This window comes from Pseudonocardia kunmingensis (assembly GCF_006716445.1).
Taxonomy (GTDB): Bacteria; Actinomycetota; Actinomycetes; order Mycobacteriales; family Pseudonocardiaceae; genus Pseudonocardia; species Pseudonocardia kunmingensis.
The window spans coordinates 745,426-769,562 of the sequence record NZ_VFPA01000003.1 but is presented as its reverse complement, the minus strand read 5'-3'; the positions used below and the strand labels follow the sequence as shown (position 1 = coordinate 769,562).

The 24,137-nt window shown below is 73.8% G+C and carries 24 protein-coding genes; 12 read left to right on the top strand and 12 right to left on the bottom strand.

Annotated features, from left to right (window positions below):
- Positions 1-20 precede the first annotated feature (20 nt).
- Complete coding sequence (locus tag FB558_RS26515; protein ID WP_211366857.1) at positions 21-809, top strand: alpha/beta fold hydrolase; 789 nt, start codon at positions 21-23, stop codon at positions 807-809.
- Here FB558_RS26515 and FB558_RS26510 read toward each other — a convergent pair.
- Positions 806-1,648, bottom strand: a complete 843-nt coding sequence (locus tag FB558_RS26510) for a serine protease (RefSeq protein ID WP_246106762.1) — start codon at positions 1,646-1,648, stop codon at positions 806-808. The two genes, FB558_RS26515 and FB558_RS26510, sit on opposite strands and share 4 nt — an antisense overlap.
- A 177-nt stretch (positions 1,649-1,825) precedes the next feature.
- Here FB558_RS26510 and FB558_RS26505 point away from each other — a divergent pair, with 177 nt between their 5' ends.
- Positions 1,826-2,452 carry a DedA family protein gene (locus tag FB558_RS26505; protein ID WP_142057900.1) on the top strand — a complete coding sequence of 209 codons (627 nt, stop codon included), beginning with the start codon at positions 1,826-1,828 and terminating at the stop codon, positions 2,450-2,452.
- A 100-nt stretch (positions 2,453-2,552) separates the two neighbouring features.
- Positions 2,553-2,999 carry a nitroreductase/quinone reductase family protein gene (locus FB558_RS26500; protein ID WP_142057898.1) on the top strand — a complete coding sequence of 149 codons (447 nt, stop codon included), beginning with the start codon at positions 2,553-2,555 and terminating at the stop codon, positions 2,997-2,999.
- Positions 3,000-3,258: 259 nt separating this feature from the next.
- Here the strand turns inward: FB558_RS26500 and FB558_RS26495 are convergent, their stop codons facing one another.
- From FB558_RS26495 to FB558_RS26485, 3 genes are read right to left on the bottom strand one after another with little or no spacing between them, the layout of a single operon-like run.
- Positions 3,259-5,097, bottom strand: coding sequence for a helix-turn-helix domain-containing protein (locus FB558_RS26495; RefSeq protein WP_170231534.1), 1,839 nt, complete (start codon positions 5,095-5,097; stop codon positions 3,259-3,261).
- Between the two features lie 41 nt (positions 5,098-5,138).
- A complete protein-coding gene (locus FB558_RS26490) occupies positions 5,139-6,488 on the bottom strand; it encodes an MFS transporter (RefSeq protein WP_342787505.1) in 1,350 nt (449 codons plus the stop codon).
- A gap of 18 nt (positions 6,489-6,506) precedes the next feature.
- Positions 6,507-7,271 (bottom strand): 3-hydroxybutyrate dehydrogenase, encoded by a 765-nt coding sequence (locus tag FB558_RS26485; protein ID WP_142057896.1) that lies wholly within the window; start codon positions 7,269-7,271, stop codon positions 6,507-6,509.
- Between the two features lie 237 nt (positions 7,272-7,508).
- Here FB558_RS26485 and FB558_RS26480 point away from each other — a divergent pair, with 237 nt between their 5' ends.
- Positions 7,509-8,339: an ABC transporter ATP-binding protein gene (locus tag FB558_RS26480; protein WP_142057894.1), complete on the top strand. Its 831-nt coding sequence runs from the start codon at positions 7,509-7,511 to the stop codon at positions 8,337-8,339.
- A gap of 13 nt (positions 8,340-8,352) precedes the next feature.
- On the opposite strand, the gene FB558_RS26475 is transcribed toward FB558_RS26480, so the two are convergent.
- Entirely contained in the window at positions 8,353-9,483 is a 1,131-nt protein-coding gene (locus tag FB558_RS26475; RefSeq protein WP_142057892.1) for an aminotransferase class V-fold PLP-dependent enzyme, read from the bottom strand.
- A 13-nt stretch (positions 9,484-9,496) separates the two neighbouring features.
- Positions 9,497-10,036, bottom strand: coding sequence for a helix-turn-helix domain-containing protein (locus FB558_RS26470; protein ID WP_142057890.1), 540 nt, complete (start codon positions 10,034-10,036; stop codon positions 9,497-9,499).
- Positions 10,037-10,127: 91 nt separating this feature from the next.
- Between FB558_RS26470 and FB558_RS26465 the strand changes: the two genes are divergently transcribed.
- The 6 genes from FB558_RS26465 (at position 10,128) to FB558_RS26440 (ending at position 14,926) form a co-directional block, all read left to right on the top strand.
- Entirely contained in the window at positions 10,128-11,591 is a 1,464-nt protein-coding gene (locus tag FB558_RS26465; protein ID WP_170231533.1) for a Na+/H+ antiporter NhaC family protein, read from the top strand.
- Positions 11,592-11,648: 57 nt separating this feature from the next.
- Entirely contained in the window at positions 11,649-12,122 is a 474-nt protein-coding gene (locus FB558_RS26460; protein WP_142057886.1) for a MarR family winged helix-turn-helix transcriptional regulator, read from the top strand.
- An 81-nt stretch (positions 12,123-12,203) separates the two neighbouring features.
- Complete coding sequence (locus FB558_RS26455; RefSeq protein WP_142057884.1) at positions 12,204-13,115, top strand: LLM class flavin-dependent oxidoreductase; 912 nt, start codon at positions 12,204-12,206, stop codon at positions 13,113-13,115.
- A 131-nt stretch (positions 13,116-13,246) separates the two neighbouring features.
- A complete protein-coding gene (locus tag FB558_RS26450; RefSeq protein ID WP_142057882.1) occupies positions 13,247-13,579 on the top strand; it encodes a hypothetical protein in 333 nt (110 codons plus the stop codon).
- 62 nt (positions 13,580-13,641) lie between these two features.
- Positions 13,642-14,340 (top strand): CHRD domain-containing protein, encoded by a 699-nt coding sequence (locus FB558_RS26445; RefSeq protein WP_211366856.1) that lies wholly within the window; start codon positions 13,642-13,644, stop codon positions 14,338-14,340.
- Between the two features lie 16 nt (positions 14,341-14,356).
- Complete coding sequence (locus tag FB558_RS26440) at positions 14,357-14,926, top strand: class F sortase (protein ID WP_246106761.1); 570 nt, start codon at positions 14,357-14,359, stop codon at positions 14,924-14,926.
- Between the two features lie 13 nt (positions 14,927-14,939).
- Here FB558_RS26440 and FB558_RS26435 read toward each other — a convergent pair whose 3' ends face one another.
- Genes FB558_RS26435 through FB558_RS26425 form a run of 3 tightly spaced genes read right to left on the bottom strand, consistent with a single transcriptional unit; the run spans position 14,940 to position 18,259 of the window.
- Positions 14,940-15,596: an anti-sigma factor family protein gene (locus FB558_RS26435; RefSeq protein ID WP_142057880.1), complete on the bottom strand. Its 657-nt coding sequence runs from the start codon at positions 15,594-15,596 to the stop codon at positions 14,940-14,942.
- Positions 15,593-16,150: a sigma-70 family RNA polymerase sigma factor gene (locus FB558_RS26430; RefSeq protein ID WP_142057879.1), complete on the bottom strand. Its 558-nt coding sequence runs from the start codon at positions 16,148-16,150 to the stop codon at positions 15,593-15,595. Before FB558_RS26430 ends, FB558_RS26435 begins: the two co-directional genes overlap by 4 nt.
- 60 nt (positions 16,151-16,210) lie before the next feature.
- Positions 16,211-18,259: an AAA family ATPase gene (locus FB558_RS26425; RefSeq protein ID WP_342787504.1), complete on the bottom strand. Its 2,049-nt coding sequence runs from the start codon at positions 18,257-18,259 to the stop codon at positions 16,211-16,213.
- Positions 18,260-18,561: 302 nt separating this feature from the next.
- Here FB558_RS26425 and FB558_RS26420 point away from each other — a divergent pair, with 302 nt between their 5' ends.
- On the top strand, positions 18,562-18,999 hold the full coding sequence (locus FB558_RS26420) for a hypothetical protein (RefSeq protein WP_142057877.1): 438 nt from the start codon (positions 18,562-18,564) through the stop codon (positions 18,997-18,999).
- A gap of 61 nt (positions 19,000-19,060) precedes the next feature.
- On the opposite strand, the gene mmsB is transcribed toward FB558_RS26420, so the two are convergent.
- The 3 genes from mmsB to chvE form a co-directional block, all read right to left on the bottom strand.
- Entirely contained in the window at positions 19,061-20,302 is a 1,242-nt protein-coding gene (mmsB, locus tag FB558_RS26415) for a multiple monosaccharide ABC transporter permease (protein ID WP_142057875.1), read from the bottom strand.
- A complete protein-coding gene (mmsA, locus tag FB558_RS26410) occupies positions 20,299-21,837 on the bottom strand; it encodes a multiple monosaccharide ABC transporter ATP-binding protein (protein WP_142057873.1) in 1,539 nt (512 codons plus the stop codon). The genes mmsB and mmsA overlap by 4 nt, the downstream gene beginning before the upstream one ends.
- A gap of 81 nt (positions 21,838-21,918) precedes the next feature.
- Positions 21,919-23,061, bottom strand: a complete 1,143-nt coding sequence (gene chvE, locus FB558_RS26405) for a multiple monosaccharide ABC transporter substrate-binding protein (RefSeq protein WP_142057871.1) — start codon at positions 23,059-23,061, stop codon at positions 21,919-21,921.
- A gap of 637 nt (positions 23,062-23,698) precedes the next feature.
- On the opposite strand from chvE, the gene FB558_RS26395 reads away from it, so the two are divergent.
- Positions 23,699-24,103, top strand: a complete 405-nt coding sequence (locus tag FB558_RS26395; protein ID WP_142057867.1) for a DoxX family protein — start codon at positions 23,699-23,701, stop codon at positions 24,101-24,103.
- Positions 24,104-24,137: the final 34 nt, after the last annotated feature.

Here is a 24,137-nt window from a genome sequence, read left to right as displayed (position 1 = left end):
CCCTGGAGTCCCCCACCGCGATGAGTTCGGCCGCCGCGGCCGGTCTCATGGAGGTGACCACCACCGCGCCCGCCGGGCAGTACGCAGACGTCAACGGCCTCCGCCTGTACTACGAGGTGCACGGCCAGGGCCGGCCCCTGGTGCTGCTGCACGGCGGCCTGCACACGATCGACCTGTCGTTCCGCGACCTGATCCCGCTCCTGCGCGGCTCCCACCGGATCATCGGGGTGGAGCTGCAGGGGCACGGCCGCACTGCCGACGTGGAGCGGGAGCCGACCTACCCCGCCATGGCCGACGACGTCGTCGCGTTGCTGGACCACCTCGGTCTCGCGCGCGCCGACGTGCTCGGGTTCAGCCTCGGCGGCCTCGTGGCGCTCGAGATGGCGATGCGCCACCCCGGGCGGGTGGACCGGCTCGTCGCCGCGGCCACGCACTTCCGCCCCGAGGGCTACCACGACCTGAGCGACCCGGCGTCGGTGCGGATGCCCACGCCCGCCGAGTTCGCCGAGATGCGCCAGGAGTACGAGCGGGTGGCGCCCGACCCCGGGCACTTCGACGCCTTCGCGGAGCGGCTCAACGTACTGGTGCACGGCCATCCCGGCTGGTCGGCGGAGGAGCTGGGCAGCATCGCGGCGCCCGTGCTGCTCGTGATCGGCGACACCGACTTCGTCCGCATCGAGCACGCCGCCGAGATGCTCGGGCTCATCCCGCACGCGCAGCTGGCGGTGCTGCCCGCCACCCGCCACACCGAGGTGGTGCAGCGCACCGACGTGCTGGTCCCCGCCCTGACGCGGTTCCTCGAGCGCTAGGTCCGCACCCCGAAGGGCTCGGTCCCGGGTACGAGCGCCACCCGGCCGATCCCGCCGTAGGCGTTGGCGTAGGCGAGGGCGTGGGCGAGGTCGGTGACGCCGTTGGTGCTGCTGCCGTCCAGGAACAGGGTGCTGAGCACGCCGAAGGCGTCGCCGTCCCCGTCGACGTAGCCGCTGCCGGAGTCGCCGGGGCGGCCGGGCGGCACGGTTTCCACCCGGTGGAAGAGCCCGCCGGCGCTCACGCCGAGGCTGCGGCCCTGCTTGACGACGGTGCCGCCGCCCCGGGGCTGGTAGCTGTACACCGGCTCGCCGCGGCGGGTGCCGTCGGTGTCGAGGGCGGTGGGCCCGCCGAACACCGGCACGCTCGGGTTGACGCGCTCCACGTCGGCGGGGTCGAGCTCGACGAGGGCGAAGTCGTTGGAGTAGCAGCGCGCCCCGTCGGTCTCGCCGCGCTCCTGCATCGTGCCCCACGAGGTGTAGGCGAGCCGGCCCGCGGTGCGGGAGCCGTCGTTGCCCTCGATGACGACGTCGGTGCCCAGCGGCAGGGCCGGTTCCTCGCACCCGGACAGGCCCATCGACTCGCCGGACCCGGCGCAGTGCGCGGCGTACCCCAGGTAGGTCGTGTCCCCGCCGCGGAAGACGAACGCCGCCGTGCACGTGCTGACCGCACCGTCGCCGACCGGGCTGAGCATGCGCACACCGGGCGTGATGGCGGCGTCGGCCGCCGGTGCGAACGGGGGCGTGCCGGCGGGGGCCGGCGCTGCCGCCGCGGCCGGTTCCGCGAGCACCGCGAGCACCGCGACGGCGGCGGCGAGCACGGCGGAACGGCAACGGGACACGGCTGCGGAGCGTAGGTCGCGGTTCCCCCGCCCGCCCTCCCAGTAGCGCGAGGGGGTGACACCCGGACGGTGTCGGGGGGTAGCGTGAGCGGTTCGCGGCGTCTGGAAGCCTGGGGTGTGCTCCCCGATCGGAACCCCGGTCGACCGGCGTGAGCGCGACCGAGAGGACCTGCACTGTTGGACGTCCTGGCCGTGTGCGACGCGGTCCTGCGCAGTTCCTGGCTGTTGCCGCTGCTCGTCGTCATGATCGCAGTGGATGCGCCGTTCCCGGTGCTGCCGAGTGAGACCATCCTGATGTCGGCGTCGACCACGGCGTTCGGCGGGTGGAACGCGGGCATGGTCGCCGGGTTGTTCGTCGCCGCCCTGGTCGGCTCGGTGCTGGGTGACCTCGTCGTCTTCTGGCTCGGTCGCTGCTCGCACCGCTTGCTGGCGCGCTCCACCGACGCCGAATGCGCGTTGTCGGCGTGGGTGCGCCGGCACATGCTGCGACGTCCGGGCGTGGCGCTCGTCGGTGCGCGGTTCGTGCCGGGCGGCCGGCTGGTGAGCACGGCGGCCGCCGGCCGGTTCGGCCTGCCGCTGCGCCGCTTCCTGCCGTGGACGGTGGCCAGCTCGGCGGCGTGGAGCACCTACATGCTGCTGGTCGGGCTCGCGCTCGGTCCGCTGACGGGCGGCAACCCGCTGCTCAGCCTGCTGGCCGGGGGCGTGATGGCGCTGCTGACGGCCGCGGGTTTCGCCGTGGTGGGCCGCGTGCGGGCGGCGCGTGCCGAGCCCCCGGTGGCGCCCGAGCTCGTGGCCAGCCGCTGACGCCACTCTAGAACGAGAGCAGTGCTCTTGACTCGGGCGCTGCCGCCTGGTTGACTGGTCCTAGGTCAGAGCGGTGCTCTCGAAAAAGATGGGCGATCTCATGAGTGGGAACCAGCGTTACGTCGAACCCGGCCGCGCCACCGGCCTGTCCAACCGCGTCGTCGGGTGGTTCACCGGCCTCGGGATGAGCGTCTGGGGTTCGCGGATGCTCGCGGTGCGCGGCCGGCGCAGCGGGGAGTGGCGGACCGTGCCGGTCAACCTGCTGACCCACGACGGCGCGCGCTACCTCGTCGCGCCGCGCGGTCACACCCAGTGGGTGCGCAACCTGCGGGCCGCCGGGGGTGCGGGCGAGCTGCGGCTGGGCCGGCGCGCCGAGGCGTTCGGCTCCGACGAGGTCGGCGACGCCGAGAAGCCCGAGATCCTTCGGGCCTACCTGCGGCGCTGGAAGTTCGAGGTCGGGGTGTTCTTCGACGGCGTCGACGCCTCGGCCTCCGACGAGGAGCTGCGCGCCATCGCGCCGGGCTACCCGGTGTTCCGCCTCCGGTGAGCGGCGGGAAGAAGATCAACCGGTGCCGGCGGAGGCTCCCCCTTCCGCCGGCCCCGGTCATCGGGCACAACGGGCGATCCCGGACGGAGATTCGCGGAAATCTCCGAGTCCGTCGAGTGGGCGATCACCATCGGTGATCGGCAACGGCTCGCGGTCACGGCGAGCGGTCGCCGTCGAGCGACGGACGGGCACCATCCGGCGCCGCCGCCTCGGCTCGATCGTGATCGTCGGTGTAGTGCGGGAGCGCGCACCGGCACGATCACGGGAGTCGGCCGGGGACCCCGGTGGTGCGCAGCCGTCGCAGGCGCAGTGCGAGCTGCAGCTCCAAGGCCCGGTCGGGGTTCTGCCAGCCGGTGCCCAGCAGGCTCGCCACCCGGTCCAGCCGCTGCGCGACCGTGTTGACGTGCACGTGCAGCGCGGCGGCGGCGCGGCTCGGGCTCGCGCCGGCCGCGAAGTACGCCTCGAGCGTGCCGAGCAGGTCGGTGCCGCGCTGGGCGTCGTACGCGGCGACGGGCCCCAGCACCCGCTCGAGGTACCCGTCGATCTCGGCGGCGCCGCCGCCCACCAGGCCTGCGAAGCCGAGGTCGCGGGCCGAGCCCGCGGACATCCCGAGCGCGGTGAGCGCGTCGGCGGTGCGGCGGGCGTCGGCGTGGGCGTCGCGCAGGCCGGCCGCGGGCAGCACCGGGCCCGCGGCGCCCACGGTGACGGGCGCGCCGTCGCCGCCGAGGCGGCGGGCCAGGCCGGCCGCCACGGCCGAGGGGGCCCGGCCCGGCACGACCGCGACGACCTCGCCGTGGTGCTCGCCGGCCAGCCCGCGCCCGTCGCCCGCGGCCGCGGCGGCCAACGCGCCGCCGCGCCGCCTGCCCCGGCAGACGGCCACGACGTGCGGGGTCTGCAGGCGCAGCCCCAGCAGCCTCCCCCGCTCGACGAGCGTGGGGTCCAGGTCCGCCGCGGGGCGGGCCAGCAGCTCCGCGAGCAGGTCCGTGCGCACCCGCTGGTCGGCCTCGGCCTCGCGCAGCCGGAACAGCAGCACCAGCGCGGTGACCATCGCGGCGCGCTCGACGGTGCGGACCTGCCCGTCGTCGAGCTCCGGACGGCCGCCGAGGACGAGGGTGCCCAGGCGCTGCCCGACCGCCCGCACGGCGACCGCGCAGACCCCGTCGCTGCTCACGAGGCGCCCGGAGTCGGCCGCCCGCCGCACGGCTGCGGAGTCGGCGGCGCCCTCCGGCACGCCGCCGTGCGCCCCGAGCCGCTGGCCGTCCTCGTCCAGGACGAGCACCCAGCAGGCCAGCAGGTCGCCCAGCGCCGCGGCGATGTCGTCCACGCCGCCGCCGGACAGCACGACGCCCGCGAACCGGTCGTGCGCCGCGGCGGCCTGCTCGATGCCCTCGTGCGCGTTCGACAGCGCGGCCAGCGCACCCGCCGTCTCGGCGGCCCGGCGCGACTGCAGCAGCGAGACGGCGGCCAGCGCCGCCAGCGAACCGAGCAGCGCCACCTCGGCCCGGGCGAACGGGCGGCGGCTGCGGTGCGCCGCGAACAGCACCCCGACGAACTCCCCGTCCACGAGCAGCGGGGTGCCGCAGATCGCGACGAGGCCCTCCTCCTCGACGGCCGCGTCGATCTCGGTGGTGTGCTCGTAGCGCGCGTCGCCCGGGTAGTCGGCCGTCCAGTAGGGGCGCCGGGTCTGCGCCACCAGGCCCCCGAGGCCTGCCCCGAGCGGCAGCCGCAGGGCCTGGAAGCGCGCGGAGACCGACCCGGCCGTCGCGCGCATGAACGTGTCGCCGCGCCGCGCGTCGGCCAGCGTCAGGTAGGCCACGTCGGCGCCGAGCAGGCCGCGGGCGCGGCGCACGATCGTGTCGAGCACACCGGCAGGCTCCGGGTGCGACGCGAGGTCGCGGGCGATGTCCACGAGCGCCGTGAGCTCCGCCTCCCGGCGGCGGTGCGCGTCGATCCCGGCCCGGACGCGCAGCGCGAGCTCGCGGGCGACCGCCCCGGACCCGGGGTCGGCCGCCGCGAGCAACTGCGCCTGCTCGTCGATGCGCTCGGCCGGCGCATCCTGTGCGAGCAGGCGCAGCAGCTCCAGCGCCGTCCGCGACACGGCGGTGATGATGCCACCGTCCTCCGCCGCGCGAGCTCCGGTCAGCGGCTCGTGCCGGGGCTGATCGCGTGGTCCTCGGCGAGGTCGCGCTTGCTGGTCTCGCCGTAGCTGGCCACCGCCACGATGGTCAGCACCGCGCTGAGCGCCACGTACACCGACACGGCGTAGCCGGAGTCGAACGTGGTGTAGAGCCACACTGCGATGAGCGGCGCGATCCCGCCCGCCACGACCGACGCGAGCTGGTAGCCGACCGACACGCCCGAGTAGCGGACCTTCGTGCCGAACAGCTCGGACAGGAACGCCGCCTGCGGCCCGTACATCGCGGCGTGGAACACGAGCCCGCCGACGACCGCGAGCACGGTGAGCGCGAAGTTGCCGGTGTCGACGAGCGCGAAGAACACGAACGCCCATACCCCGACGCCGGCGGCCCCGAGCAGGTAGATCGGCTTGCGGCCGAACCGGTCGGACAGCGCGCCCCAGACGGGAATGACCACCACGTGCACCGCCGCGCCGATGAGCACCGCCCCGAGCACGAACGAGCTGGGCAGGCCGAGCCGCTGCGTCACGTAGCTGGTGATGACGATCGTGAAGACGTAGTAGCAGACGTTCTCGACGAACCGCGCGCCCATCGCCGTGAACACCTCACGCGGGTAGCGGCGGAACACGTCGACGATCGGGACGACCTCCTTCTCGCCGGCCGCGGCGAGCTCGGCGGCGCGGGCCTGGGCGGCCTTGAAGATCGGCGACTCCTCGATCGACAGCCGGATGTAGAGCCCGATCAGCACCAGCACCGCGGAGAGCAGGAACGGGATCCGCCAGCCCCACGACTGGAAGTCCTGCTCGTTCTGCACCGCGGCGAGCAGGAACAGCAGGCCGTTGGCGAGCAGCTGCCCGATCGGGACGCCGGCCTGCGGCCAGCTCGCCCAGTAGCCGCGCCGGGCCGGGTCGCCGTGCTCGGAGACGATGAGCACGGCCCCGCCCCACTCGCCGCCGATCGCGAAGCCCTGCACGAGACGCAGGACGGTCAGCAGCACCGGTGCCGCGAACCCGATGGTCGCGTAGCCGGGCAGCAGCCCGATGGCGAACGTCGCGACGCCCATCCCGACGAGGCTGATCACCAGCAGCTTCTTGCGGCCCAGCTTGTCGCCGTAGTGGCCGAAGACCAACCCGCCGATCGGCCGGGCGACGAACCCGATCGCGAAGGTGCCGAGCGCGAGCAGGGTGCCGACCGCGGGGTCGTCCGACGGGAAGAACACCGCCGGGAACACGACGGCGGCGGCCACGCCGTAGAGGAAGAAGTCGTACCACTCCACGGTGGTGCCCGCCATGCTGGCGGCGACCACCTTGATGATCCCGGCGCGCGATGCCCCGGCGGACTTGTCGGTGACCACGTTGTCTCCCTGTTGTTCCTAGTGGGCGGTCCAGCCGCCGTCCATCGACAGTGACGCGCCGGTGATCGACGCCGACGCCGGGCCGTAGAGCACGGCGGCCAGCTCGGCCACCTCCTCGGGCTCGACCAGCCGCTTCACCGCGGCGGGCGCGAGCATGACCTGCTCCACCACGGCGTCGGCGTCGATGCCGTGGGACCGGGCCTGGTCGGCGATCTGCCGCTCGACGAGCGGCGTGCGCACGTAGGCGGGGTCGAGGCAGTTGCTCGTGACGCCGTGCGCGGCGCCCTCGAGCGCGATGACCTTGGACAGGCCCTCCAGCCCGTGCTTCGCGGCCACGTACGCCGCTTTGAACGGGCTCGCGCGCAGGCCGTGCACGCTCGAGACGTTGACGACCCGGCCCCAGCCCTGCGCGTACATGTGCGGCAGCGCGCGGCGGGCCAGCCGGAACGGCGCCTCCAGCATCACCCGCAGGATCAGCGAGAACCGGTCGGGGTCGAACTCCGGGATCGGGGCGACGTGCTGCAGGCCGGCGTTGTTGACCAGCACGTCGACCTCGGCGGGCAGCGCGTCGACGGCGGCGAGGTCGGACAGGTCGCACGGCACGGCTTCCACACCGGTCGTCGCCCGCGTGAGCTCCGCCAGCCCGGCCTCGTCGCGGTCGACCGCGAGCACGGCGGCACCGTCGGCCGCGAGCCGCCGCGCGAGTGCCGCCCCGATGCCGGACGCGGCCCCGGTGACCAGCGCGCGGCGGCCCGCGAGCGGGGGTGCGGAGGCAGCGGTCATGGTGCAGGACGGTACGACCCACCCGGCCGATCCGACGCGTGTGCAGGCCCCATTGATCCGCGACGGCATATGTGCGGGCTCCACATGGCGGTATCGGGACCGTGCCTGTCTGAGGAGTTGCTAGCCTGATCCTCGGCCGGGGCCGCCCCGCGCGTGCGGAACCGCAGGCCCACGGCGTCGTGGCAGGGCAACCCGGAGGGCGTCGTGGACCTCGTCGGAGGAGGAGGCGGTCGAGCAGTGAGCACCGCGCGACCCGCGGACACCGGACCGGTGCTGCGGGTGCTGGACGTGGACCTCGTGCGCGAGGGCAACCACCTGCTCCGCTCGGTGTCGATCACCGTGCAGCGGGGTGAGCACTGGGCGCTGCTCGGTGCGAACGGGGCGGGCAAGAGCACGCTGCTCGGCCTGATGGGGGCGGTCACGCACCCGACGCGGGGCGAGGTCCACGTGCTGGGCAGGCGCCTCGGCCGCGTCGACGTCCGGGAGCTGCGCTCCTACCTCGGGCACGTCAACCCGCGGCACCCGCTGCAGTCGCCGCTGACGCTGCGGCAGGTCGTCCTCACGGGCGTGACCGGCACCACCGAGCCCGTGCCGCGGCACGCGCCGAGCGGGGAGGAGTTGGCCGAGGCCGACCGGCTGATCGACCTGCTCGGGGTCGGCGCCCGCAGCGAGGCGCGCTGGCCCACCCTCTCGCAGGGCGAGCGGGGCCGCGCGCTGATCGCCCGCGCGCTCATGCCCCGGCCGCGGCTGCTCCTGCTCGACGAGCCCGCCACCGGCCTGGACCTCGCCGCCCGCGAGCAGCTCATCGACAGCCTGGACGTGCTGCGCGCCGAGCACCCGTCGCTCGCGACGGTGCTGGTGACCCACCACCTCGAGGAGCTGCCGGCGAGCACGACGCACGCGATGCTGCTGCGCGCCGGCGAGTGCCTCGCCACCGGGCCGGCCGACGAGGTGCTGACCACCGAGCAGGTCAGCCGGTGCTTCGGGCACCCGATCGCGATCAGCCGGAGCGCCGGGAGGTGGAGCGCGCGCACGCGGCCGGTACCGCTCGCGCAGGCCGGCCAGTAGGACCAGGACCCGCTCAGCCCGCTCGGTACTCCGCCAGCGCCGAGCAGAAGGCCGCCACGTCGGAGCCGTCGTTGTAGTAGTGGAACGACAGCCGCAGGACGTGCCCGCGCGGGCTCGTCACGATCCCGCGCCGCGCCAGCCACCCGGCGAGCCGGTCGGGGTCGGGGTCCACCAGCGCCACCACGGGGCCCCGCGCGCCGGCGTCCGCCGGGAGCCACAACCGCTCGCCGGCTTCGGTCAGCCGCGACGCCGTCTCGTCGACCAGGCCGGCGACGTGCCGTTCCACCGCCGCGGGGTCGGCGCCGGCGAGCACGCGCATGCCCGCGACCGCGCCGTAGGCCGACGGGATCGACGGGGTGCCCACCTCGAAGCGGCGCGCGTCGGCCGGGTGGTCCAGCGACCGGGGATCGAACGAGAACGGGTCGACGCGCCCGAACCAGCCGGTCAGCTGCGGTGCCACGTCGTCACGCACCCCGTCGCGCACGTACAGGAACGCGATGCCGGGCAACCCGAGCAGGTACTTGAGGGCACCGGCGACCAGGTAGTCGCAGTCCAGGGCGCGCACGTCGATCGGGATGACGCCGGCCGCCTGGTAGGCGTCGACGAACACCTTCGCGCCGACCTCGCGGGCCCGAGCGGTCACCTCCGCGACCGGGAGCCGGGCCCCGTTGCGGTAGGAGACGAGGGGGCAGGAGACGAGGGCGGTCCGCTCGTCGACCGCCGCGACGAGGTCCTCGGGCGGCACCCCGCCGTCGCGCTCGGCGACGTGGTGCACCTGCGCGCCGCGCGGTCGTTGGCCGAGCCAGACGTGCGCCACCGACGGGAACTCCATGTCGGTGCAGACGATCCGGCTGCGCCGCGACCAGTCCTGGGTGGACGCCACCTGGTAGGCGCATTCGGAGGCGTTGGACAGCACCGCGACCTCACCGGGCCGGGCCCCGATCGTCTCGGCGAACGCTGCCCTGGCCTCCTCGACCTTGCCGACCCAGCGGTCCCACGGCGCCCCATGGGTCCGCATGCTCCAGAGCAGCTCCTCGGTCTGGGCGACGAGGTCGGTGGACAGCGCGCCCTGGCTGCAGCTGGCCAGGTGGACGGACTCCGTGAGCGCCGGGAACTGGCTGCGGAAAGCGGCGGGGCTGCGCACCCGTTCACTCTAACTAAAAGCTGGGCGGGGTGATGGCCACCAGGAAGACCGTGCGGCGCTCGGTGGGGTTGACGTAGCGGTGCGGGGAGCGGGAGTCGAAGTAGCAGCTGTCGCCCGTCTCGAGATCGTGCCGGGCACTCCCGATCTCCACCAGCAGCTGCCCCGACAGGACGGTCACGCACTCCTCGGACGGGTGGCTCCACGGCTTCGCCGACGACGCCGCGCCCGGCTCGAGCGTGCCCTCCAGCAGCTCCAGCTTCCCGGACCCGGGGGACAGGCGCTGGTAGGAGATCCCGCCGTGCGGCGAGCTGACCTGCATCCGACGGTCCCGGCGCACCACCACGGCATCGGAGTCGGGCTCCGCATCGCGGAAGAGGCTGAACAGCGGCACGTCCAGGACCCGGGCGATCCGGCGCAGGGTCTCCAGGCTCGGGTCGGTCAACCCCCGCTCGACCTGGCTGATCAGACCTGCCGACAGGCCGGTGGAGCGAGCCAGCCCGGTCAGGGTCATGCCCCGGTCGCTGCGCAGTTCGCGGATGCGGATCCCGACCATCCCGGCCTCCTTCGTTGACACCCGGCACGGCCGGTTCTATGTTCGCAGTCCGTTCAGTGGGGGTGAAGGACCGGTGGCCGAGGGGAACCCGATGTCACGTCCCGTCGCTCCACCCCGGCTGCAGTTGCGCGGCGGCGTCGCCGCGCTGTTCGTCCCGTTCCTCGTCATGCTCGCCGGGATCCTGGTCCTCGGCGCGAACGGGCTGGCGCTGCCGGAGGCGTTCTGGCCGATGGTGCTGCTGGGGCTCCTGGTCGGCCTGCTGCTCGCGCGCAGCCAGAAGGAGTACGTCGACGCGTTGATCGCCGGCATCGCGTCCCCGATGCTCGCGGTGATCCTGCTGGCGTGGTTCCTCGCCGGCGTGTTCGGCACGATGCTCAACACGACGGGCGTCATCGAGGGCCTCGTGTGGCTCGCCGTCTCGGTCGGGTTGACCGCGGCGTGGGTGCCGCTGGTGACCTTCCTGTCCGCCGCGGTCCTGTCGCTGTCCACCGGCACCTCCGTGGGCACGATCCTCGCGGTCACCCCGATCCTGTTCCCCGCGGGCTTCGCGATCGGGGCCGACCCGCTGTTCGTGGTCGGCGCGATCATCGGCGGTGCGTTCGTCGGCGACAACCTCGCCCCGGTCTCGGACACCACGATCGTGTCCGCGTACTCGCAGGGCACGGACGTGCCCAAGGTCGTCCGTTCCCGGCTGAAGTACGCCGCCGTCGCCGGGGCGGCGACGCTGGCCGTCTACGTCGTGGTGGGCCTGGCCGGTTCGGGCGGAGCGGGGCGCGGCGACGTGGACGCGGCCCCGGACGGGCTGGTGATGCTGCTCGCGCCCGCGTTGCTGGTCGTGCTGATGGTGCGGCAGTGGCACTTCGTGTCGGCACTGCTGCTGAGCACCGCGTTCGGGCTCGCGCTCGGCCTGGTCACCGGCCTGCTCGGCTGGTCGGACCTGCTCTCGGTCGACGCCTCGACGTTCACCGCGAGCGGCGTGGTGGTCGACGGGATGACCGGGTTCGTCGGCATCGCGGTGTTCACGATCTTCCTGATGGGCATGATCGGCACGTTCCGGGCCGGTGGACTCATCGACTGGCTGATCGTCCGGTCCCGTCGGCTGGCGCGCGGCCCGCGCAGCGCCGAGGTGACCATGTACCTGCTCGCGCTCGGCGTCAACGCGCTCACCACCGCGGGCACCCCCACGATGGTCATGCTCGGCCCGTACGTCCGCCGGCTCGGGCACGCGTTCCGGATCGCGCCGTGGCGGCGGGGCAACGTGCTGGACGCCGCATCGACCACGATCATCGGCATCCTGCCCTACAGCGTGGCCGTGCTCATCCCGTTCGCGCTGGTCGCCGACACCGTGCGGGGCGCGGACCTCGCCGGCTTCGACGCCCTCCACCTGGTCCCCTACGTCGTGTACTGCTGGGCGCTGATGCTGGTGTTCCTCGTCGCCGTGGTGACGGGCTGGGGCCGGGAGTCCATGGACGAGGCCGGCTGGGAGGCGGAGCGCCGGGTGCTCGAGGCCGAGGACCAGGGGGAGCCGACAGCGCCGCCCGCCGCGGAGCGCTGACGGCCGTACCGTGCACGGAACGAGGTAGTTCGCGTCGCGAACTGCTACTCTGCCGCCATGGGTGAACGCCATGACGGCCGCATCGGGGTGGTGGCCGCCCTGGTGCGTTCCGCGTTCTTGGTGAATGCCGTGTACGCCGAGTCGGGCCGGGAGCGCGGCCTCACCCCGCAGCAGGGGCAACTGCTGTGCGTGCTGATGGCGCAGCCGTACGGCATGGGCGAGCTCGGCGCGATGCTCGGGCTGGCCAAGTCGAGCCTCACCGGGCTGGTGGATCGCACCGAGCGCAACGGCCTGGTCCGGCGCGAGCCCGACCCTCGTGACCAGCGCGCCGTCCGTGTCGCGCTCACTGCGCGGGGCAGTGCTCTTGCTGAGGAGTTCTACGTCGAGACCTGCAGGCGGGTCGAGGAGCTGTCGGCGGGCCTCAGTGCCGCCGAGCGCGACACACTGGCCGCCCTGCTCGGCCGCGTGGTGCAGGACAACGAAGTCCCGGTGGTCTTCGTGGAACCGGATGGCGCCTCCCGCCCCGGTTGAAGTTCGTAGTACGAACCAATATAGTTCGTGCAACGAACCAGTGGCGCGTGCCAGGCTGCGCGCCGGACGGGAGACACGACAATGTCCGCACCAGAGGTCGTCTTCGGCTTCGGAGCCCACAGCGACATCGAGGACGGCCCGGAGCTGCTGCGCATGGTCCAGCAGGCCGACCGGGACGGCCTGGACGTCTTCTCGCTGTCCGACCACCCCTACCTCGGCGCGCGCTTGGACGCCTACGCCGCGATCGGGTTCATCCTCGGGCAGACGCAGCGCATCGCGGGTCTGGCCAACGTCACCAACCTGCCGACCCGGCCCGCTCCCGTGCTGGCGCGGACCGTGACGTCGCTGTCGGCGCTCTCGGGCGGGCGCGTCGTGCTCGGCATGGGCGCGGGCGGGCTGTGGGACCGCATCGCCGACATGGGGGCGCCGCGGCTCTCCCCGGCCGACGCCGTGAGCGCCTTCGAGGAGGCGATCGTGCTGATCCGGAAGCTGTCCGGGGGCGGCGAGCCGATCACCTTCGAGGGCCGCCACCACCGGGTGCGCCGGATCGATCCGGCTCCGGTCTCCGCGCCGCCCGTCTGGACGGGGTCCGTCGGACCGAAGTCGCTGGCCGCCACCGGTCGCGTCGCCGACGGCTGGATCCCGGGCCATGCCGCGGACTGGCTCAGCGAGCGGTACCGGGCGTCGCGGCCGGTCGTCGACGACGCGGCGGCCGCAGTGGGGCGCGATCCGGCGGAGGTTCGCACGATCTTCAACTTCCCCGGGCGCATCACCGAGCGCCCGCTCGCCTCGACGCGGGGCGCTGACGGCCGCTGGATCGGCGGTTCCGCCGACCAGTGGGTCGAGGAGCTGACCGGAGCCGTGCGGGAACACGGGGCCTCGGGGTTCATCCTCTTCTCGCCCGACGGCGGAGCGCAGGACCCCGTCTCGCTGGGGCGCTGGGGTGCGGAGATCGTCCCGGCCGTGCGGGAGGCGATCGCGAAGGAGAGCTAGGGCCCCCTCACCCGCGGAACCGGGTCAGAGCCGCCGGTAGCCGGGGTGGATGCCGGGGGTGAGGCCCTGGTCGTCGGCCGGGGGCCCGAAGGCGCTCGAGCTCGCCGCCCGGACCGCCGACATCGTCACGCTTGCCGCGCCCCCGCTCGCGGGGCGCGGACGACCTCGCGGGGATGGCCACGCAGCTGCGGGACGCGGCAGGCGACCGCGCCGACCGCATCGAGATCGCGATGAACCTCTTCGCCGTCGGCGACGAGCTGCCGCCCTGGACGCAGCGCTTCATCGGCGTCGACCACGCGACCCTCGTGGCCCACGACTCGCAGACCCTGCTCCGTGGCACACCGGCCGAGATGGCCGACGAGCTGCAGCGGCGCCGGGACGCCTACGGCGTGAGCTACGTCAGCGTCAACGGCGCGTTCTCCGCGCAGTTCACCCCGGTGGTGGAGCTGCTCGCGGGACGCTGAACGCGGAACGGGGGCGGTGCGTACGCAAGAGCGTCCGCACCACACCTGGAGGAAGGACCCCCGTGCGCCGCACCGCCACCCGGATCGCGACCCTGACGGCCCTCACGACGGCCACCGCGGCGCTCGCCGCGGGCCCGGCCTTCGCGCAGGACGCCGACGTTCCCGAGCCCGGCTCCTTCACCAGCATGTTCACCGCGATGGCGGTGCCCGACACGGTGGTCGGCCCGAACGGGCCCGCCCCCGGCGAGCCCGGCGCGACGGGCACCTTCGACCTGCGGATCAACAGCGACGAGGAGATCATCTGCTACGAGATCACCCTCGACGGCGTCACCCCGCCCTACCAGAGCCCCGCGCGCACCGCCACGCACGTGCACGAGGCCGCCGAGGGCTCGGCGGGTCCGCCGCGGCTCGCGTTCCCGAACCCCGAGGACGACGGCAGCGGCACCATGCGCAGCGAGGGCTGCCTGCAGGGGCCGTTCACCACCGGCGTGATGGCCGACGGCACCGACACCGGCGAGGGCTTCTCCCTGGCGCAGATCGAGGCCGACCCCGCGGCGTTCTTCGCCGACACGCACACCTCCGCCTTCACCGCGGGCGCCGTGCGGGGGCAGCTCACGCGGGTGCCGATGGGCGGGGTCGACACGGGAGCGGGCGGCGCGGCGGGTGACGCCGTGCACCCGGTGCTCGGTGCGGCGCTCCTGGGCGTGGCCGGCACCGCCGCCGCGGGGGTCGCGATCGCGCGCCGGCGTGCCCGCGGCTGACGGGCGAGGGGTCCTGGTGCCGGCGCTCGTCCTGGCCGCCCTCGCGGTGGCCGGCTGCGCGCCGGCACCGGGCGGTCCCGGGACGCCCGCCGGCGCCGTGGCGACGTCCGCACCGACGCCGGTGGCCCCGGGGCGGGCGGTCGTCGCGTCCGACCCGGTCGCCGTCCGGATTCCCGCGGCGGGCGTGGAGTCCGCGCTGCTGCGGCTCGGCATCACCGCCGACGGAGGGGCCGAGGTGCCGCAGGACTACGCCCGTGCCAGCTGGTTCAGCGGCGGTGGGCGGCCCGGCGGGCCCGGCCCGACGGTCCTGCTCGGTCATGTCGACTCCCGCAGCGGTCCGGCCGTGTTCCACCGGCTGCACGCGCTGCGCCCCGGTGACCCGGTCGAGGTGACCACGGCCGACGGTGCGGTGGCGCACTACCGCGTGCAGGGCAGCGAGCAGGTGCCCAAGGACGCCTTCCCGACGTTCGCGGTGTTCGGGGCCACCCCGGACGACGTGCTGCGCCTGGTCACGTGCGCGGGGGAGTTCGACCGCGGCGCGGGCAGCTACAACGACAACCTCGTGGTGCACGCAGTGCCCGCCTGACGCGACCGCGGGCTCACAGCTCCCCGTGCACCACGACGGCGCCCTCGGCGTCGAGGACGTCGAACCCGGTCGCCTGGGCGCGCAGCACCGATGTGTTGAGGTTGCACCGCATCGGCGCGTCCCCGGTGCCCACGAACTCCCCGGCACCCACCCGGCGACCGGCCTCGTCGAGCACCACGACCCGGTAGACGGCGCCGGGTCGGAACCCGCCGGCCTCGAGCGTGATCTCCACGCCCCAGGTGTGCGGCACGACCGTGGCCGACGCCTCGACCCGCGCGTCGAGGGCCTGCACCTGCACCGGTTCGCGGGGCACGTCCGGCGTCGCGCGCGAACCCACCACGAAGCCGGCGCCGCCGGCCAGGACGGCGGCGACCACCACGGCCGCCGCCGCGACGAGCACACCGCGGCGGGGCGCCGGCCTGCGCTCGCCGACGGCCCGCGCCACGATCTGCTCGCCCAGCCGCGGCGGCGGCACCGGCGTGCGGTCGAGCTGGTCGGGGTCCACCCGGCTCAGCGGGCCGACCACGGGCTCGATCTCCGCCAGCTCGGCGCGGCACTCGGCGCAGCCGTCGAGGTGCGCCCGCACCGCCGTCCGCTCCGCGTCGGGCAGCCCGCCCAGCGCGTACGCGCCCAACGACTCGCGCACCCCGCGGTGCTCGTCCCGGTTCACGGCTCCACACCCATCTCGTCCATCGCCAGGCGCAGGGCCTTGAGCCCGTAGAAGACCCTGCTGCGCAGTGTGCCCACCGGGATGCCGAGCTCGGCGGCCACCTCCGCGTACGGGCGGCCCCGCAGGTAGGTCTGCACGATCGCCGTGCGGTGCTCCTCGCGGATGCGGCGCAGCGCCTCCTCCACCAGCCAGGTGTCGACGAGCGCGTGCTCCGCGGCGTCGACGCTCCCGGTGCGCGCGTCGGCCTCCACCTCGCCGACCAGCCCGCGCCGCCACGGGCGCACGGCGACCCGGCGGACCTCGTCGATCACCGCGTTGCGGGCGAGGGCGAACAGCCACACCCGCAGGCTCGCGATCGACGGGTCGTAGGAGTCGGCGCGCCGCCACGCGCGCAGGAACACCTCCTGCACCACGTCCTGCGCCGCGCCGTCGTCGCCGAGCTGCCGCAGCGCGAAGCGGTACAGCTCCGCGCCGTGGGCGGCGTACGCGGCGCGCAGCGCGTGCTCGGAGTCGAGCCCGCGTGGCTCCGCGTCGCGGACCCGCCGCCCTCGCATCCCCCAGCCACCTCCCGACCGTCGTGTCCGGGATGTGTACGTGCGCCGGGGCCGATCCGTTCAGTCGGTGGCGAGCGCGCCGCGCAGGCCGGCGGGGAGCGGCCCGGTGTGCAGCACGCCCAGGCGCTGGGTGGCGCGGGTGAGCGCCACGTAGAGGTCGGCGGCACCACCGTCCAGCATCCGCTGCGGCTCCACGACGAGCACGGAGTCGAACTCGAGCCCCTTCGCCTCGTGCGGTGCGAGCACGACCGCGCCGGGCACGGCAGGCAGCGGCCGAGCGGTGATCACCGCGACCGTGCCGGGACGCGCGGCCTCCGCGGCCGCGGCCTCGTGGACCGCAGCCACCAGCGCGCCCGGTGTCACCTCACGCGACCACGGGGTGACGCCGGTGGAGCGCACGGCCTCCGGCGGGACGTGGCCGGGGTCGTGGGCATCGAGCACCGCCGCGGCCACGGACATGATCTCGGCGGGGGTGCGGTAGCAGACGCGCAGCACGCGGTGCGTCCATCGGCCGGGTGCGTAGCGCTGCGCCAGATCGGCCCACGAGCGGGCGCCGGCCGCCGAGCGGCGCTGGGCGAGGTCGCCCACCACTGTGAACGAGCGCGTCGGGCAGCGCCGCACGAGCACCCGCCACTGCATCTCCGAGAGCTCCTGCGCCTCGTCGACGACCACGTGCCCGTAGACCCACTCCCGGTCCGCACCCGCCCGCTCGGCGACGGTGCGGTGGTCGCGTTCCTCCTGCCGCTGCGCCAGGGCATCCGCGTCGAGCAGGTCGGCGGCGCGGACCTCGTCCTCGTCGGCCGGCTCGGTGTCCAGGATCTGCAGGACCTCCTCGGCGTAGCGTCGCTCGTCCGTGGCGCGCCGTCGCGCGTCGGCGTCCTGCCGCCGGACCGCCGCCGTGGGTCCGAGCAGCTCCGCGGCCTCGTCGAGCAGCGGCACGTCGGACACCGTCCACGCGATGGCATCCGTGCGCAGCAACGCCGATCGGTCGGCGGGGGGCAGGCCCGCTGCGGCCACCGCGACGCGCTCGGGCGCGGTGTAGAGCTGCGCCAGCAGCTGCCGCGGCGTCAGCTCGGGCCACAGCGCGTCCACGGCGGCGTGCACGGCCGGGTGGCCGCGCAGCTCGGCGCGGGCGTCGATACGCAGGTCCGCCGCCAGCTCGGGCGACTCGCGCGGGGCGAGCCAGCCGGCGCCGATCCGGTCGACGGCCTGCTCGGCGAGCGCGTCGAGCAGCGCCGCGGCGAACGTCGCACGGGCCTCGTTGTGGCGCTGCCCGGTGGCGCGGGCGCGCCCGCGCGCGGCCGCGGCGAGCTCGCGGGTGATCTCGACCGTGACGTCGTCGAGCTCCACGGGAACCGGACCCGCGGGCAGCTCCTGGCGGTCGGCCACGGCGGCGGCGAGCACGTCGACCATCGCCAGGGCGCCCTTCACCCGCGCGACCCGCGGCTCCTCCGCGGCGGTCGTCGCGAGGCCGGGCAGCAGCGCGCCCGGCGTCGCGAACACGACGTCGGTCTCCCCGAGCGAGGGCAGCACCGCCGAGATGTGCTCCAGGAACCGCGGGTGCGGACCGACCACCAGGACGCCGCGGCGCGCCAGGTGCGGGTGCGTGTAGAGCAGGTAGGCCACCCGGTGCAGCGCCACCGCCGTCTTCCCGGTGCCCGGCCCGCCCTCGATCACGACGAAGCCGGTGCGGTCGAGGCGGATGACCTCGTCCTGTTCCGCCCGGATCGTCGCGACGATGTCGCGCATCGTGCCGGTGCGGGGTGCCTCGAGGGCCGCGACCAGCGCGGCGTCCGACCCGTCGGCACCGGCGCCCGTCCCGTCGAGGACGTCGTCGTGGGCGTCGAGCACCGCCCGCCCGCGCGTGCGGTAGTGCCGGCGGCGCACCAGCCCGTCCGGGTGCGCCGCCGTGGCCGTGTAGAAGGGCCGCGCGGCGGGTGCGCGCCAGTCGACCAGCAGCGGCTCGAGGTCCTCGTCGAGCAGCCCGATCCGCCCGATGTGGGTGCGCCCGCCGTCGGCGGCGTCCGTCCGGCCGACGCAGAGCCCGTCGGCGCCGCCCCGCAACCGTCCGATCCGGGCGGTCAGCGACCGCACCGCGGCCTCGCGCAACGACCGCTCCCCGGGGGAGCTGCCGGACGCCCGCTACGCCTCGGCGAGCTCGGCCTCGGCGGCCGCCCGCTCGGCGTCCAACCGGTCGTAGAGCCGGGCGACGTACCGGCGGTCCTCGTCCAGATTCGACAATTCGCGACCCCTTCTGGTAGAATTGCGGCAGAGAATGCATTCCACAGAATCTTCGGAATGCAACTCTCCTGTTTACCAGAAGATTCCGGGTCCGAGGTGGGGGATACCCCCGTCCGGGTCGGGGGCGCACCGGCGCGACCCGTGGCGGCACCGGTCGCAGACTCACCGGCATGACCCTCACCGCACCCCGCGCCGTCCCCGCGCCCGAGTCGGTCCGGCTCTCGGTCCTGCTGTGGCTCACCGCCATCGCGGCCGGCGCGGCCGAGGCCCTCGTCTACCTGCTCCTGCCCGAGCCGCCCACGTTCCCGCAGCTCGGGGCCCGGTTCGCGATCTACGCGGTGCTCACCGCGCTGGTGCTGAGCCTGCGCACCGGCCGCAACGCGGCCCGCTGGGCCGTGGCCGTGCTGCTCGGTGGCGTCGGCACCGCGTCGCTCGTGATCGAGCCGGTGTCCTGGCTGCTCGACGGCGGCTCGCCGGCCGCGTTCCTGGCCGGCGCTGACGTGCCCACGCTGCTCGGCGCCGGGCTGCGGGTGGTGCACGTCGTCGCGGTGCTCACCGCACTCGTGCTGATGTTCCGCCCGGCGGCGAACGCCTGGTTCCGCCGCTGAGAACGAACGAGCGGCACTTTCGTCCACCCCTTCGGACGAAAGTGCCGCTCGTACGGAGCGGTCAGCGGGAGGCGCCCGCCCGGCGCTTGTTGTAGATGTCGAACGCCACGGCGACGAGCAGCACGAGGCCCTTCACCACCGACTGGATCGACTGGTCGATGCCCATGAGCTGCATGCCGTTGCTCATCACGGCCATGATCAGGCCGCCGACCATGGCGCCGACGACCGTGCCGACGCCGCCGGTGACGGCCGCGCCGCCGATGAACGCGGCCGCGATCGCGTCGAGCTCGAACATGTTGCCCGCGCCCGGCTGCGCGCCGTTGATCCGGGACGAGTAGATGATCCCGGCGACCGCCGAGAGCAGGCCCATGTTGACGAAGATCCAGAAGTTGACGCTCTTGACCTTGACGCCCGACAGCGTGGCCGCCGAGAGGTTGCCGCCGATGGCGTAGACCTGCCGGCCGAACACCGTGCGCCGCGTGACGAGGCCGTAGGCCATGACCAGCACCGCGAGGATGATCAGCACGACCGGCAGGCCGCGGGCGTGGGCGATCTGCCACGCGAAGTACATGACGACGAGCCCGACGAGGACGACCCGGGCAACGAACAGCGGGAACGACTCGACCGGCTGCTGGTAGGTGATGCGGGCCAGGCGGGTGCGGAACCCGCTCACGGCGTAGCCCGCCACCGCGATCGCGCCGATGAGCAGCGTGAAGGCGTCGAAGCCGTCCCCACCGAGCAGGCCGTTGAGGAAGCCGTTGGCCACCAGCTGGTACTCCCCGGGGAACGGGGAGAGCGAGATGTTGTCCAGCACCCGCAGCGTCAGGCCGCGGAACAGCAGCATGCCGGCCAGCGTCACGATGAACGCCGGGATGCCGACGTAGGCCACCCAGAAGCCGTGCCACGCGCCGACCGCGAGCCCGACGGCGAGCGCGGCGAGGATGCCCGCCCACCACGGCATCCCCTGCTGGATCACCACGACCGCCGAGACGGCGCCGGTGAGGGCCACCACCGACCCGACCGACAGGTCGATGTGCCCAGCGATGATCACGATGACCATGCCGATGGCCAGCACGAGGATGTAGGAGTACTGCAGGACGATGTTCGTGATGTTGATCGGGGAGAGCAGCACCCCGTCGGTGAGGATCGCGAACAGGGCCACGATCGCCACGAAGGCGACGTAGATGCCGCTCTGGCGCAGGTTGCGGGTGAGCAGTGCGCGGATGTCGCTCGTGCCCGTGTGCAGTGCCGCAGACGTCGAGGCGCCCTCGGGCGCCGTGTCCGGGGGCGCGGTCCTGGTCATGCCGCGGACTCCCTCTCCCTGGTCATGAGGGCCATCAGCCCTTCCTGGGTCGCCTCGTCCACCGGCACCTCACCGGTGATCCGGCCGGCGGACAGCGTGTAGATGCGGTCGCAGATGCCGAGCAGCTCCGGCAGCTCGGACGAGATCACGAGCACCGCCTTCCCGGACGCGACGAGGCGGTTGATGATCGTGTAGATCTCGTACTTCGCGCCGACGTCGATGCCGCGGGTGGGCTCGTCGAGGATCAGCACGTCCGGGTCGGTGAACAGCCACTTGGACAGCACGACCTTCTGCTGGTTGCCGCCCGAGAGCTTGCCCACCACGCTCATCACGGTGGGCGCCTTGATGTTCATGTTCCGCCGGCTCTCCTCGGCCACGCGGGTCTCCTCGTTGCCGTTGACCCAGCCGCGGCGCGAGAGCTTGCGCAGGCCGGCCGCGGAGATGTTGCGGCGGATGTCCTCGATGAGGTTGAGGCCGTAGCGCTTGCGGTCCTCGGTGGCGTAGGCGATGCCGTTGTCGATCGCCTCCGCGACGCTGCGGGCGCGCACCTCCTTGCCGTGCATGAACAGCCGTCCGGAGATGTTGCGCCCGTAGGACCGGCCGAAGACGCTCATCGCGAGCTCGGTGCGCCCGGCGCCCATCAGCCCGGCGATCCCGACGACCTCGCCCGCCCGGACCGTGAACCCGGCGCCGTCGACGACCTTGCGCTCCTGCGTGGGGTGCCAGACCGTCCAGTCCTCGACGCGCAGCACCTCCTCGCCCGGGTGCGACTCGCGGTCGGGGTAGAAGCTCTCGAGGTCGCGGCCGACCATGCCGCGGATGATCCGCGCCTGCGTGGCGTCCGGCTCGCTCATGTCCATCGTCTCGACGGTGCGGCCGTCACGGATGACGGTGGTGCGGTCGGCGATGCTGACGATCTCGTTCAGCTTGTGCGAGATCATGATGCAGGTGATGCCGCGGTCGCGCAGCAGCCGCAGCAGGTCGAGCAGGTGCGCCGAGTCGGTGTCGTTGAGCGCGGCGGTCGGCTCGTCGAGGATCAGCAGGCGCACGTCCTTCGACAGGGCCTTCGCGATCTCCACGAGCTGCTGCTTGCCCACGCCGAGCTGGCCGACCGGGGTGACCGGGTTCTCGTCCAGGCCGACCTCGGCCAGCAGTCCGGCGGCGTCGGCGTTCGCGCGGTTCCAGTCGATCAGCCCGCTGCGGCCCCTGCGCTCGTTGCCCAGGAAGATGTTCTCCGCGACCGAGAGGTGGGGCACCAGGGCGAGCTCCTGGTGGATGATCACGATGCCGACGTGCTCGCTGTCGCGGATCCCGGAGAACCGGACGGGTGAGCCGTCGAAGACGATCTCACCGTCGTAGTCGCCGGTCGGGTGGACGCCGGAGAGCACCTTCATCAAGGTGGACTTGCCGGCGCCGTTCTCCCCGCAGATCGCGTGGATCTCGCCACGGCGCACCGCGAGGGTGACGTCCTCCAGCGCGGTGACGCCGGGGAACGTCTTGGTGATGCCGCGCATCTCGAGGATGTGGTCGGCCATGGGGCCTCCTGAGCAGGAGTGGACGATCGCCGGCCGGCCCGGTGGGTGTCACGGGCCGGCCGGCGGGTCGGGGTGGGACGGTCAGCCGGCCTGACCGCTGGCGACCTCTTCGGCCGTCCAGTAGCCCGAGTCGACCAGCGTGGACTGGATGTTGTCCGCGTAGACCGTCTCGATGGGCAGCAGGTAGGACGGGACGACCTTGACGCCGTTGTCGTAGGTCTCGGTGTCGTTGGCCTCCGGCTGGCCCCCGCCGAGGAACGCCTGCGCCGCGGCGACGGCCTGCTCGGCCAGCAGCCGGGTGTCCTTGAAGATCGTGGAGTTCTGCACGCCGTCGGCGATCAGCTTGACCGAGGCGATCTCCGCGTCCTGCCCGGTGACGACCGGGATCGCGTTGTCCGCGCTGCCGTAGCCGGCGTTCTGCAGGGCGGTGATGATGCCCCGCGAGATGCCGTCGTAGGGCGAGAGGACCCCGTCGAGTCGGGAACCGTCGTTGTAGCTGGCGGTGAGCAGGTCCTCCATGCGCTTCTGGGCGGTCTCCTGCTGCCAGCGCAGGATGGCGACCTGCTCGACCGCGGTCTGCCCGCTCTTGACGACGAGCGTGCCGTCGTCGATCTTCGGCTGGAGCACCGACATCGCCCCGTTGAAGAAGAAGCCGGTGTTGTTGTCGTCCAGCGAACCGGCGAACAGCTCGATGTTGAACGGTCCGGTGGCGGTGCCGGGCGAGCCGTCGGGGTTGAGGACCCCGAGACCGGTCAGCAGGGCCGTGCCCTGCTGCACGCCGACCTGGAAGTTGTCGAACGTGACGTAGAAGTCGACGTTCTCGCTCCCGCGGATGAGCCGGTCGTAGGCGATCACCGGGATGTTCGCGTCGGCCGCGGCCTGCAGCTGGCTCGACAGCGCGGTGCCGTCGATCGCGGCGATGATCAGCGCGTCGGCGCCCTGGGTGATCATCTGGTCGACCTGCTGCGACTGCGTCGGGATGTCGTCGTTCGCGTACTGCAGCTCGACCTGGTAGCCGGCCTCCTGCAGCTGCTGGCGGACGTTGTCGCCGTCGGCGATCCAGCGCTCCGAGGTCTGCGTCGGCATCGACACCCCGACGAGGAGCTCCTCGGCCGGCGCATCGGTGCCGGCACCGCCCCCGCCGCCGGCGCCCTCGCCGGCGCAGGCCGCGAGCGTGAGCGCCAGTGCGGCGCCAGCTGCGGCCAATCCGAGCCTTCTCTGCACGTCTCCTCCTCGAGGTGCGAGCTCCCCGATCCGGGTGAGCCTGCGTCCGGGCCCGCTGTGGGCGGGCCTCAATGTGAGCGCTAACAGGGTGCAGCGTCAACCCTTTGGGCGCACGCGGCCGTTACGGTCGGATAACGCCCCCGCAACGCGCTCCGCCGCTGCTGCGGGCGGCGTTCTGCGGACGTCGAACGGTACGACGAGCGGCGGGGCGGGGGTAGGGACGCCCCCGTTCGATCGGGGCGCCCACCGGCCCGATCTCCGCCGCGCCCGCTCAGGCCGCAACCGGGTCGAACCGGTCCAGGCCCTCGAACCGGGCGAAGCCCCGGTCGGCGGTGGCGAGCCGGCCGCCGTCGGACCGGGTCATCGCCGCCGGCCAGGCGTCCGGGACGAGGCTGCCGCGGACCTGTCGGTCGGTGCGCGCGAAGCTCCCTCGACCAAGCTCGTGAAGGTCCGCCCTTCCGCCTGCGCGCGCGCCTTCAGGGCGTCGACGAGCGCGTCGGGGATGTTCTGCCCATCTGCGCCGGGATTCGGGCTGGTGCCGGCCGCGGTCGAGGAGGACCCTCGTGCGCGTCCGGACCTGGAGCACTACTCCCAGGACAGGCACCAAGGACGTTGCGGCGGAGCGAGGGGGACTTCCATGAGGATCGCGGTCTGGATCGTGTCGGTGCTGCTGGCGCTGGCGTTCCTGTTCATCGGTGGGGTGAAGGTGATGATGTCCGCGGCCGATCTGGCGGCGGGGAGCCAAGGGGTGCCCGTGGTGCTCCTCAAGATCGCGGGCTACGCCGAGGTGCTCGGCGCGCTGGGCCTCGTCCTGCCCGCGGCCACGAGGATCCTGCCCGTGCTCACACCCGTGGCGGCGTCCGGGCTCGTGATCACCATGATCGGCGCGACCATCACCAACATCATCATCGCCTTCTACCCGGTCGCGGTGCAGACGGCGGTGCTCGGCCTGCTGGCCGCGTTCGTGGCCTGGGCGAGGTTCGGTCCGGCCGCGATCGCGCCGCGCGGGACGGGGGAACCGAGGCTGGCCGGCGGCGCCTGACGAACGAACGGCACTCTCGTCGCCACCTAGCCGA